2 protein-coding genes (1 of these 2 cut by a window edge) are annotated in these 13,182 nt (G+C 70.7%); both read left to right on the plus strand.

Going from position 1 to position 13,182, the window contains the following annotated elements; all coding sequences use genetic code 11:
- On the plus strand, positions 1-11,400 hold the full coding sequence (locus tag HUA78_RS22055; RefSeq protein ID WP_174477078.1) for a non-ribosomal peptide synthetase/type I polyketide synthase: 11,400 nt from the start codon (positions 1-3) through the stop codon (positions 11,398-11,400).
- Positions 11,397-13,182, plus strand: partial view of a non-ribosomal peptide synthase/polyketide synthase gene (locus HUA78_RS22060; protein ID WP_174477079.1) — the beginning only. It continues 16,370 nt past the right edge of the window; only the first 1,786 of its 18,156 coding nucleotides appear in the window; the start codon lies at positions 11,397-11,399; its stop codon lies off the right edge, out of view. The genes HUA78_RS22055 and HUA78_RS22060 overlap by 4 nt, the downstream gene beginning before the upstream one ends.

Below are 13,182 nucleotides of genomic sequence, written 5' to 3' on the forward strand. Positions count from 1 at the left end.
ATGGCGGACCAGGACCTGACGGGCGGAAGTGGCAACGACATCGCGATCATCGGCATGTCCGGGCGGTTCCCCGGCGCGGCGAATGTGCGGGACTTCTGGCGCAATCTGCTCGACGGCGTGGAGTCGGTCTCCCGCCTGTCGCCGGAGGCGCTGGAGACTTCGCCGCTGGTGCCCGAAGCGCTGCGGAGACACCCGGACTTCGTGCCCGTGGCCGGAGTGATGGAGGGGGCGGACACCTTCGACGCCGACTTCTTCGACGTGCCCCCACGCGAGGCGTTGTGGATGGACCCGCAGCAGCGGGTGTTCCTGGAGTGCGCCTGGGCCGCGCTCGAGGATGCGGCCTATGACCCGACTCGCTACTCGGGGAAGATCTCCCTGTACGCGGGCGCGGCCCCGTCGCTGCACACGTTGGGCATGTTGGGACAGGGGCAACTGGACCCGGCCTCGCTGTACGAGGTGATGGGCACGTCCGGCGAGAACCTGGCCACCAAGGCCTCCTTCAAGCTGAAGCTGCGTGGCGAGAGCCTCGCCGTCTACACGGCATGTTCCACGGGCCTGGTCGCGGTCCACATGGCCTGTCAAAGCCTGCTGCTGCGCCAGTCCGACATCGCGCTGGCGGGCGCGGTGCGTATCTCCTTGCCGCAGCGCACGGGGTATCTCTTCCAGGAGGGGATGATCCTCTCCCCCGACGGCCACTGCCGTGCCTTCGACGCGCGCGCGGCTGGCACGGTGCCGGGCAATGGCGTCGCGGCGGTGGTGCTCAAGCCGCTGGCGGATGCGCTGCGGGATGGAGACCACATCCATGCGGTCATCCGAGGCTCCGCGCTGAACAACGATGGTGGCCTGAAGGTGGGCTACACGGCGCCCAGCGTGGAAGGGCAGGCGGATGTCATCGGCGAGGCGCTCGCCTATGCGGGACTGACCGCGGACGACATCGGCTACGTCGAGGCGCACGGCACTGGCACCGCGCTGGGAGACCCCATCGAGGTCGCGGCGCTGACCCGCGCCTTCCGGAGGGACACGGACCGCAAGGGCTTCTGCGCCCTGGGCTCCGTGAAGACGAACATCGGCCACCTCGATACGGCGGCCGGACTCGTGGGGCTCATCAAGACGGCCCTGGTGCTCTCCGAGGAGGTGGTGCCTCCCACGCTCCACTTCACGTCGCCCAACCCCGCGATCGACTTCGCCAGCAGCCCGTTCTCCGTCGTCGCGGAGAAGCGCGCCTGGCCGCGCGGAGACGTGCCCCGGCGCGCGGGCGTGAGTTCGTTCGGCATCGGTGGCACCAACGCGCATGCGGTGCTGGAGGAGGCGCCGAAGAAGGAAGCCTCGGGCCCGAGTGCTCGGCCCGCGCAGCTCATCACCCTGTCCGCGCGCACCGCACAGGCGCTCTCCGCGTCGGTGCGTGAGTTGGCGGAGTGGCTGGAGACGGTCCCTGGGAACACGTCGCTCGCGGACGTGGCCTTCACGCGCAATGTGGGGCGCGGTGGCTTCGAGCATCGGCTCGCGGTCGTGGCCGGGGACCGGGCCGAGTTGCTCGCACGCCTGCGGACTCCCAGCAACGGGCGCGTGCTGGAGGATGTCGCGGCGGCGCGCGAGCGGCGCGTGGCCTTCCTGTTTCCGGGGCAGGGCGCGCAGTCGCTGGGGATGGGGCGCGAGCTGTACGGCGCGGAGCCGCTCTTCCGCGAAACGGTGGACACCTGTCTGCGAGAACTGGGGCCCGCGCTGGAGCAGGTGCTGCGCGACGTGCTGCTGCCGGGCCCGGGCGCGGAGGCCGCGGCACGCGCGGCGCTGGGAGACCCACGCCATGCGCTGCCCGCGCTGTTCTGCGTGGAGTACGCGCTGGCGAAGCTCTGGGAGTCATGGGGCATCCAGCCGGGGGCGCTGCTGGGACACAGCTTTGGCGAGTACACGGCGGCCTGCCTCGCGGGCGTCCTGCCGTTGGAGGACGCGCTGACGCTGGTGGTGGCGCGCGGTCGGCTGATGTCGAAGCTGCCCCCGGGAAGCATGACGGCGGTGGGCTGCGCCGAAGAGGTGGTGCGTCCGTTACTGACGGGAGCCCTCGCCCTGGCGGCGGTGAACGGGCCCGAGCGGTGTGTGGTGTCGGGGCCGACGGCGGAGGTCGAGGCCCTGGAGCGGGAGTTGGTGGCTCGAGGCGTCGGCGTGCTGCGCCTGCCCGCCGGGCACGCCTTCCATTCGGAGGCCGTGGAGCCGCTGCGAGAGGAGCTGTCGCGCGTGGTGGCGGGCCTGCGGCTCTCCGCGCCCCGGGTGCCGTATGTCTCCAGCGTCACGGGGACGTGGATTCGTCCGGAGGAGGCGACGGACCCCGCGTACTGGGCGCGTCAGATGCGGGCCCCGGTGCGCTTCGGGGAGGGACTGGAGACGCTGAAGGAGGGCGGCTTCACGCTCTTCCTGGAGGTGGGACCGGACCAGGCGCTCACGGCGCTGGCGCGACTGGGACTGCGCGGACACGGAGGGCGAGTGGTGGCCTCGCTGCCTCGGGCCGACTCGAAGGTGGGGGAGTACGGCGTGCTCATGGCGGCCCTGGGCGCGCTGTGGGAGTCCGGGCTCGAGCCCGACTGGAAGCGGGTCTACGCGAACGAGCAACGCCACAGGGTGTCGCTGCCCACGTATCCGTTCCAGCGTCGGCGCTTCGCGCTGGATGCTCCCAAGGTGCTCGCGACGACGACTGCCGCCACCGTTGCGCCCGCACTCGACACCAGCGGCGCGGAGTCACCCGAGGTGATGGACGTCCCCGCGGACAAGGCGGGACCGCGAACAGATGTGGAGCGGGGCGTGCTCGGCATCTGGCGCGAGCGGTTGGGGCGCTCGGACTTTGGCATCCACGACGACTTCCTGGAGCTGGGTGGAAACTCGCTGATGGCGGCACAGATGCTCACGCGGCTGCGTGAAGCCTTCCCCGTCCAGCTTCCGCTCAGTGATTTGTTCGAGGCGCCCACCGTGGCGGGCCTGGCCGCGCGAATCCAGACGCGACTGGGGACCGAGGGACTGTCCGCGAAGGACGGTGTCCTGCCGCCGCTCGTGCGGGTTCCTCGGGATGGGGTGCTGCCTTTGTCGGTGGTGCAGGAGCGGGTCTGCGCGCTGGAGCAGGCGCTCCCAGGCAATCCCGCGCTGAACATGTCCGTGGCCCTGCGCCTGACGGGCGTGCTCGACGTGTCGGTGCTGCGGCGAAGCCTGGAGGAGGTGGTCCGGCGTCACGAAGCCCTGCGCACGTCGTATCCGCTCGTGGACGGTCGGATGGTGCAGCGAGTCTCTTCGGAGGCGCGCGTTCCCCTGGTCATCGACTCCCTCGATGAGATGGCGGAGGAGGCGCGCGAAGCGGAGTGGCGACGGCGGGTCTTCGCGGAGATGTCCCAGCCGTTCGACGTCGCCCACGGGCCGGTGGTTCGCGCGCGACTGTTGAAGCTCTCGGCGCGGGAGCACCTGCTCGTCATCTCGGTCCATCACGTGGTTTGCGACACGTGGTCCCTGGTGGTGTTCAGCTCGGAGCTGGGCGCGCTGTACGGCGCCTTCAAGCGGGGGGAGTCGTCGCCGCTTCCGGAGCTGGCGATTCAGTACATCGACTATGCGGCCTGGCAGCGGAAGTTCCTGGAGTCGGGGGCCTCCACCGCGCAGGCGGCGACGTGGCGTGAGCGGTTGGCGGGCATGCCCGGGCCGCTGGACCTGCCCGTGGACCTGCCGCCTGGCGTGGGGCCCGCGCTCAGCGGAGTCCGACGCGGCGTCGGCTTCTCGGCGTCGTTGACGAGCGGCATCCACGCCCTGGCGCGGCGAGAGGGCGTCACGGCCTTCATGGTGTTGCTCGCGTCCTGGCAGGCGCTGCTGGCGCGATGGGCGGGCCGCGACGACATCATCGTGGGCACGCCCATTGGCAATCGGAATCGTCCGGAGCTCGAGCCGTTGATTGGCTACGTCGCGCATGCGGTGCCCCTGCGCACGGACCTGTCGGGTGACCCGACGTTCCGTGAGCTGCTCGGGCGCGTGCGCGATGTCACGCTGGACGCGTACGCGCAGCCGGACGTCCCCTACGAGCATCTCATCCGGGAGGTGGAGCCCACGCGGAACCCGGGCCGCGAGCGCGTGTTCGATGCGCTCTTCGTCCTGCATCCCCGGTTCGATGCGGTCCTGGATGCTCCGGATCTGCGGATGCAGTTGGTGGAAGTCGAGGAGGGGCCGCCGCGGTTCGGCGCGGTGCTGTCGCCGTTGTCCGTGTCGATGGGTGAGGATGCTGGCGGTTTCGCGGGCACGCTCGACTACGCGGTGGAGCGGTTCGCGCCCGAGACCATCGACCGGCTGCTGTCGCACTGGACGGTATTGCTCACCTCCGCGCTCGCGGACCCGGGGCAACCGCTGTCCGGACTGCGTCTGGAGGCCGAGGGCCAGGAGGCGCTCGCGCGCGTCTCGCCCGCTGACTTGTCGGCGCCGCCGAGCACGGTCTCCGCGTTGCTGGAGTCTCGTGCCACGCGGGCTCCGGATGCGGTGGCTGTGTCGACGGAGGGCCAAGGTGACTTCACGTGGCGCGCACTGCGCGCGGAGTCGCGCCGGCTTGCGTCCGAGCTGCGTGCGAAGGGCGTGGGCCCCGAGGTGCTGGTCGCGCTCTGTCTTGAACCGTCCGTGGAGCGCGTGGTGGCGCTCTGGGCGGTCCTGGAGGCGGGCGGCGGCTACGTGCTCCTCTCCACCCCCCAGCTCAGGGAACTCGCGGCCCTCGCGCCTGCTGGTGGCCCACCGCCCTTGTTGCTGACGCACGAGCGGTTGCACACGAGCGTGCCGTTGGACCCGGCTCGGGTCATCTCCGTCCGCGCGCTCTCCACGCTGGCGGTGGAGGGAGGCCTTACGTTGGATGCCTCCGCCTCGCGAGGCTCAATGGAGTCCTCGGCTGAGACCCTGGTCTGCCTGGAGTCGTTGGTTGGACCGACGGGAGCGCGACTGCGTGCCATGCACACGGTGCGCACGGTGGATGCGCTGTTCCGGCGCCTCGACTCGAATGCCGAGGTGAAGGAGGGGACCTGGCTGTCGGCGGAAGAGGCGGGGGCGCCGGGGACGGGACTGGAGTTGCTGTGGGCGCTGACGCGAGGCCTGCGCGTGGTGCTGCCGTCGGAGCGTGCCCGCCTCGTGCTGGCCACTTCGAGCGGAGCGGGCACACGGCCTGGGCCCGACTTCAGCCTGTCGTTCTTCGCCAACGACGAGGACTCGCTGGGGGGACGCAAGTACCGCTTGCTGATGGAGGCGGCGAAGTACGCCGACGCGCAGGGCTTCTCGGCGGTGTGGACCCCCGAGCGGCACTTTCATTCCTTCGGAGGGCTCTACCCCCGCCCCGCTGTCGTCGGCGCGGGCGTGGCCACGGTGACGGAGCGGCTGGGGATTCGCGCGGGCAGCGTGGTGCTCCCGCTGCATGACCCCATCCTCGTCGCGGAGGAGTGGTCGGTGCTGGACAACCTGTCCAACGGCCGCGTGGGTGTGTCGTTCGCATCGGGCTGGCATGCGAATGACTTCGTCTTCGCGCCGGACCGGTACGCGCGGCGCAAGGAGGTCATGTTCAAGGGCATCGAGGAGGTGCGCACGCTGTGGCGTGGCGGCTCGGTGCTTCGGCGCAACGGCGCGGGTGACGAGGTGGAGGTGTTCCTCCGTCCACGTCCCGTCCAGAAGGAACTTCCGTTCTGGCTCACGGCGGCGGGGAGCCCGGACACGTTCCGCATGGCGGGTGAAATGGGGGCGTACGTCCTCACGAACTTGATGGGGCAGAACCTGGAGGACCTGTCGTCGAAGGTGGCCCTCTATCGCGAGGCCTGGCGGCAACACGGTCATCCAGGGCGGGGACACGTGAGCCTCATGCTCCACGCATTCCTGGGCGAGGACGAGGCCGAGGTCCGCCGCCGCGTGCGCAAGCCGCTGCTCGAATACTTCCGCAGCTCCGTGGACATCCTTCAGGCCTTCGTGGCCAGCCTGGGCCTCAAGGGAGACTTCCGCTCGCTGACTCCGGGGGACATGGATGCCCTGCTGGAGCACGGGCTGACGCGCTACGTGGAGGATGGGGGCCTCTTCGGAACCCCGGACACGTGCGGGCCGGTGGTCGAGCGCGTGAAGCGCCTGGATGTGGATGAAGTGGCCTGCCTCGTGGACTTCGGCGTGGAGGTGGAGGCGACGCTCGACTCGCTCCAGCAGTTGGATGTGCTGCGGCGGCGACATGCGCCGCTGTCCGCGTCGCCCGTGCCCACCGTGACGATCCACGAAGGGCCGAGCGCCGCCGAGGCGTTGTTGTCCCTGGTGCGCCAGACGGGCGCCACGCACCTGCACCTCACGGCGACGCTCGCCAAGGCCCTGTCGGAGCTGCCCTCCGCCGCCGAGGTCCTGCGTCCCGTGCGGCGCGTCTTGCTGGAGGAGGCGAAGGGAGAGGTCGCGGACGCGCTGTCGCGTGCGCTGCCGGTCGAGGTGTCGCGCCGGGACCCGCTGCTCGGCCTGGGGGCGTGGACGCGGTCCGGGTCTGCTTCACCTTCGTCGAAGGAGCCCCTGTCCTGGGACGTGGTGGATGCGCGAGGCCGCTCCGTTCCCACGGGTGTGGTGGGCGAGCTGGCGGTGCTGGGCGAACATGCGCCACGCGGCCTCTGGAATGCTCCGGCGTCCGCCGCGCTCCGGCTGCTTCCGGACGGCGGCGCGGGGCCTCGCCTCGCGATGGGGCGCAGGGCGCGCCGCCACCTGGATGGCTCGTTGGAGTTGCTGCCTCCGCTGCCCGTGTCGTCACGTCGTCCGACCCCGCCCCGGGTCGTGGCGCAGTCGAGCGGCGCCGCTCGGCGCGAGGGCCCTCCGCCCATTCCGCACGTCTCCCGCGAGCGCCCGCTGCCGCTCTCGTTCTCGCAGCAACGGCTCTGGTACATGGACCGGCTGGAGCCGGGGAATGTGGCCAACAACAACGCGGTGATGCTCGCGCTGACCGGCACGCTCGACGTGGCCGCGCTGGAGCGCGCGATCAACGAGGTGGTGCGTCGCCACGAGGTCCTCCGGACGACGTTCTCGATGTCCGACGCGGGCGGAGTGCAGCACATCTCCGCGGCGCTCGAAGTGCCCCTGCGGGTCTTCACGATGGATGCAGGGGACGCCCGGGGAGTGGACGGCTGGGCGCGGGACGAGGCGCGCAAGCCCTTCGACCTGGAGACGGGGCCGCTGCTGCGGGCTTCACTCCTGCGCGTCCGCGAGAACGAGGATGTGCTGCTGATCGTCATGCACCACATCGTCTCGGATGGCTGGTCCCTGGGCGTGATGTTCCCTGAGCTGGCGAGCCTCTATGCCGCCTTCCTCGCGGGCCAGCCGTCTCCACTCCCACCCATCACGGTGCAGTACGCGGACTACGCGGCCTGGCAGCTCGAATGGATGCGAGGCCCGGAGCTGGCGGCCGAGCAGGCCTGGTGGAGCGAAGTGCTGGCGGACGTCCCCGTGCTCCGGCTGCCCACGGACCGTCCCCGGCCTCCGGTGCAGACCTATCCGGGCGCAAGACTGCCCCTCTCCCTCTCCCGGTCTCTCACGGACGCGCTGGTGTCACTGGGTCGGCGAGAAGGCGCCACGCCGTTCATGGTGTTGATGACCGCGTGGCAGACGCTCCTCCACGCGTACACCGGGCAGCATGACTTCGCGGTGGGCACTCCCGTCGCTGGACGCAACCGACCCGAAATCGAGCCGCTCATCGGCTGCTTCATCAACTCCATCGTGCTGCGCGCGGACCTGTCCGGCGACCCCACCTTCACGGAGTTGCTGGGCCGCGTGCGCCGAGCCTCGCTGGGGGCCTTCGCCCACCAGGAAGTGCCGTTCGAGAAGCTGGTGGACGCGCTCCATGTGGCTCGCGACCTGAGTCACACGCCCATCTTCCAGACGATGCTCGTGCTGCACAACACGCCGCCCATCGAGCTGACCATGGCCGGTCTGCGCTTGAGCAGCCAGGCCGTCCACACGGGGGCCACGAAGCTGGACCTCATGCTGGAGTTGGTGGAGTCGAAGGAGGGGCTGTCCGGAGGCATCGACTACAACACCGACCTCTTCGACGCGGACACCATCCACCGACTCTCGGGGCACCTGCTGCGACTGCTGGAGCAACTGGCCGCGCATCCGGAGCGACGCCTGTCCCAGCTCTCCGTGCTGTCCGAGGATGAGCGTCACCAGCTCCTGACTGAATGGGCCACTGCGCCCTCGCGCGAGTCGACGGCGGGCGAGACGGTGACCGCGTGCTTCGCGGCGCGCGCCTCCTCCGACCCCGACGTCGTGGCGGTGGACGACGGCACCCGCCGACTCACCTACCGCGAACTCGATGCGCTGTCCGCGCGCCTCGCTGGTGCGCTGAAGGCGGTGGGCGCGGGCTCGGGGAACATCGTCGCGCTCGCGCTCGCGCAACCGGCCGACGTGGTTGCGGGCCTCCTCGGCATCCTGCGTGCGGGCGCGGCCGTGGTGGTGCTCGACCTGGAGCATCCCTCCGAGCGGCTGTCCGGAATCATCGAGGATACCCAGGCGCACGCGGTGGTGACGTCCGGCGCATGGCTGGCGCGTGTGCCTTCGCGAGAGGGCATGGCGGTGGTGACCCTGGAGTCCCTCCCGACGGGTGCAAGCGCGCTGCCCTCGGAGCCCCAGCCGCACCAGGCCGCATGCATCGTCTACACCTCGGGCTCCACCGGCAAGCCGAGGGGGGTGGTGCTGGAGCACCGCCAGCTCGTCTCGGCGACGCGGGCACGACAGCAGGTTTATGGCGCCCCCGGAGTCGTGTTGTCCCTGGCGCCGTTCACCTTCGATGCCTCGCTGGCGGGGTTGCTCTGGTCGCTCTTCGAGGGTGGCACGCTGCGCTACCCGGACGTGGAGGACCGCGAGGACCCGAGGAAGCTGGCGGAGCTGGTGGCCAGGGCTCGCGTGACGCACCTCATCTCCGTGCCGGCTCTCTACGCGGAGGTGCTCGCGGCGGCGCCAGCGGGAGGATTGGTGGGCCTGCGCGCGGTGAGCGTGGGCGGAGAGGCCTGCACGCTCGAACTGGCGCGCGCGCATCACGAGGCCCTGCCCTCGGTGCCATTGTTCAACGAGTACGGTCCGACGGAGGCAACCATCTGGAGCACGGTGCATCGTGTCCGGCGGGACGAGCAGGGACATGTGCCCATTGGTCGGGCCGTGCCGGGCGCCCAGGTGTACCTGCTGGATGCCCGAGGTGGGCTGGCGCTGCCTGGCGCACCGGGCGAGCTCCACGTGGGTGGCTCCGGCGTGGCGCGAGGGTACCTGGGCCAGCCCGGGCTCACCGCCGAGCGCTTCGTGTTGGACCCCTTCGACACGCGACCGGGCGCGCGCATGTACCGGACGGGAGACATGGCCCGCTGGCGCCGCGATGGGAGCTTGGAGTTCCTGGGCCGCGCGGATGCGCAGGTGAAGGTGCGAGGCTTCCGCATCGAGCCGGGTGAAGTGGAGGCCGCGCTGCTCGCGAATCCCGAGGTGCGGGAGGCGACGGTGGTGGCGAGGGCGGAGGGGAGTGGGCCTCGGCGGCTCGTCGCCTATGTCGTGGCGCGGAATCCGGGAGAGGTCGAGGCGCTGACCTCGGGCGCGCTGAAGTCGTGGCTGCTCTCCCGCCTGCCGCCCTACATGGTGCCGTCCGCCTTCGTCACGCTGGCCGCGCTGCCGCGCACGCGTCACGGCAAGGTGGACGCGCGCGCGTTGCCGGCACCGGAGGCCCAGCCGTCGAAGTCCTCGAGCGCGGAGGACGCGGTGCCTCGTACGGAGGTGGAGGCGCGCCTCGCGGAGCTGTGGCGGCAGGTCCTCAACGTGGAGCGCGTGGGCATCCACGACGACTTCTTCGAGCTGGGCGGCGACTCCATCCTCGGCTTGCAGATTGTCACCCGTGCGCGGGCGGCGGGTCTGGAGCTGTCTCCGAAGCAGCTCTTCCAGAACCCCACCGTGGCGAGGCTCGCGACGGTGGCGGGAACACGGCTCGCGGTGCAGGCCGAGCAGGGACCCGTGGTGGGCCCGGTGGCGCTCACGCCCATCCAGCACTGGTTCTTCGAGCTGGGGCTGGAGGAGCCGCACCACTGGAACATGTCGCTGATGTTCGAGGCGCGGGCCGCGCTCGACGCGCCGCTGCTGGAGCGCGCGCTGGCGCGGGTCGTCGAACACCATGACGCCCTGCGGTTGCGTTTCGCCAGGAAGGAGGACGGCTGGCATCAGACGTCCGTGGCTCCGGGCGTGTCGGTGGAGGTGGCGCGCGTGGACCTGTCGACCGTGCCGCCGGAGGCGATGGGGCCCGCGCTGGAGCGGTGCGCCCTGGAGCTTCAACAGTCCCTGCGCCTGGAGGCGTCGCTCATCCGGGGTGTGTTGCTGGAGCGAGGTCCCGGACGCCCGACGCTGCTGATGCTGGCGCTCCACCACCTGGCGGTGGATGCGGTGTCCTGGCGAATCCTCCTGGAAGACCTGGCGACGGCCTACGCGGAGCTCGCCGAGGGCGGCGCGGTGCGACTGCCACCGAAGACGACCTCCTTCCAGGTCTGGGCTCGAGGACTGGAGGCACTGGCGCGTTCGGAGAAGCTGCTCGCGGAGCGCGCGTGGTGGCTGGAGCGGCCCTGGTCCGAAGCCGCGCGGCTGCCGAGGGACTTCCCGGAGGGCATCAACACCGAGGCCACGGCTCGCCGGGTACAGGTGTCGCTGGATGCGGAGCAGACGAAGGCGCTGCTGCACGACGTGCCGAAGGCCTGGCACACGCAGCCGCAGGACCCCTTGCTCACCGCATTGGCGCAGGCCCTGACGGCCTGGACGGGACGGAGCGTCGCGCTGGTGGACGTGGAAGGGCACGGCCGTGAAGAGGTGCTGCCGGGCGCGGATGTCTCCCGCACGGTGGGGTGGTTCACGCGTGTCTTCCCGGCGCTCCTGGACCTCCGCGACGTGCAGGGGCCCGGCGAGGCCTTGCGCGTCGTGAAGGAGTCGCTGCGCGCGGTCCCGTCGCAAGGCATGGGCTGGGGGCTGCTGCGCTACGTGGCGAAGGACGCTTCGTTGGCGGCGCTCCCTGTCGCGGAGCTTGGCTTCAACCATCTGGGACAGGTGGACGGCATCGTCGGTACGGGAGGCCCCTTCGGACTGGCCCCGGAGAGCGACGGGCTGAGGCAGCGCGCGGACAGCTCGCGGCGGCCGTACCTGCTGGATGTGACGAGCGTGGTGCGCGAGGGCCGGCTGGAGGTGACGTGGACCTTCAGCGAGGCGGTGCACCGGCGAGAGACGGTGGTGGGTGTGGCGGAGGACTTCGTGGCGAGACTGTTGGCGCTGGTGGCCGCCTCGCGAGCGCCCGACGCGGGGGGACATTCTCCGTCGGACTTCCCGCTCGCGAAGGTGAAGCAGTCGCAGCTCGACAAACTGGCGGCGCGGTTCGGAAAGAAGACGCGATGAGCGACAACATCGAGGACCTGTACCCGCTGTCGCCTCTGCAGGGCGGCATGCTCTTCCACGCCATCGCGGAGCCAGGAGAGGGGCTCTACTTCAACCAGCTCGTCTGTGAATTGCGGGGACAGCTGGACGTGGACGCCTTCATCCAGGCCTGGCGGGGCGCGGTGGCGGCGCATCCCGCGCTGCGCACGGCGCTCGTCTGGGACGACGTGGACGAGCCGGTGCAGGTGGTGCTGCGAGAGGTGGAGTTGCCCGTGCGCGTCGAGGACTGGCGCGACCTGTCGGCGGACGCCTTCGAGGCCCGACTGTCGACCTTCCTGGAGCAGGACCGGCGTGAGGGGTTCGACCTGTCGCGCGCGCCGTTGATCCGGCTGACGCTGCTGCGAAGCGCCGCCGATGCGTACCGCTTCGTCTTCAGTCACTCTCACCTGGTGCTGGATGGCTGGTCCGTGCCGCTGGTGGTGCGGGACTTCTTCACGCTGTACGAAGGCTCGCTCGCGGGGCGGTCTCCGAGGCTCGTCTCGCCTCGTCCGTTCAGCGACTACCTGGGGTGGCTGGCCGAGCATGACCTGAAGGACTCGGAGGACTTCTGGCGCCGCGAACTGGCCGGGGTCGATGAACCCACGCCGACGGGCGAGGGGGCGGGGGAGGGCACGGGGCGAATCACGCGCACCCGCCATCTGTCGGAGTCCACCACCGCGGCGCTCAACACCTTCGCGCGTCGACACGGGCTCACGCTGAGCACCCTGGTGCAGGGCGCGTGGGCGCTGGTGCTGGGACAGCTCTCGGGCGCCGAGGACGTCGTCTTCGGCACCACGGTCTCCGGTCGTCCTCCGGACCTCGCGGGCGTGGAGGACATGGTCGGTTTGTTCATCAACACCCAGCCCGTGCGAGTGCGCTGGTCCCAGGACCTGACCTGGTCGACGTGGCTGCGTCGCATCCAGGACACGCAGGTGGAGGCGCGCCAGCACGAGCATGCGCCCCTGGTGAAGGTGCAGCGCTGGAGCAACGTCCCCGCGGGCACCTCGCTCTTCGACACGCTGGTCGTCTTCGAGAACTACCCACTGGATGCCGCGCTCACGTCCTCCGCGCGGGCGCTGGAGGTGCGCGACGTACGGGCCCGGGAGGCGGACCACTTCGGCCTCACGTTGATCTCCACCTCGGGCGCGAAACTTCCGCTGCTCCTACGCTACGACCAGACCCGCTTCACGCAGGCGTTCGCGGATGCGCGACTGGAGCGGATGATCCTCGTGCTGGAGGCCATCGCGGCGCGGCCGGATGGGCGACTGGGGGAGCTGTCCCTGTTGTCCGGCGCGGAGCGGCACCAACTCCTGGCGACCTGGAACGACACACGCGCGGACTTCCCGGAGCAGGCCACCGTGCATGGCCTCTTCGAGGAGGCGGTGGCTCGCACCCCGGACGCGCTGGCCGTGTCGATGGGAGATGTGCGTTGGAGCTACCGCGAGCTGGACGCGCGGGCGAATCAGCTCGCGCACCACCTGCGCGGCCTGGGCGTCCGGCGAGGAACGCTGGTGGGCCTGTGCTTCCGTCGCTCTCCAGACATGGTCGTGGCGCTGTGGGCCGTCTTGAAGGCCGGGGGCGCGTATGTGCCCATCGACCCGGCCTGGCCGTCGACACGGGTGTCCTTCCTCCTGGAAGACACCGGTGTGCCGGTGGTGCTCACCGAGGAGGTGCTCGCGGACGCGCTGCCGGCGACCTCGCAGTTCCTCCTCTGCCTGGACACGGACTGGGCGCGCACCGCGGGTCGCGAGCCCATGACGCCGC

Source organism: Myxococcus sp. CA033, from assembly GCF_013336625.1.
GTDB lineage: Bacteria > Myxococcota > Myxococcia > Myxococcales > Myxococcaceae > Myxococcus > Myxococcus llanfairpwllgwyngyllgogerychwyrndrobwllllantysiliogogogochensis.

What these genes read in the sequence shown, in the direction of transcription:
- HUA78_RS22055 (WP_174477078.1), top strand. Translation starts at nt 1, where the DNA reads ATGGCGGACCAGGACCTGACGGGCGGAAGTGGCAACGACATCGCGATC.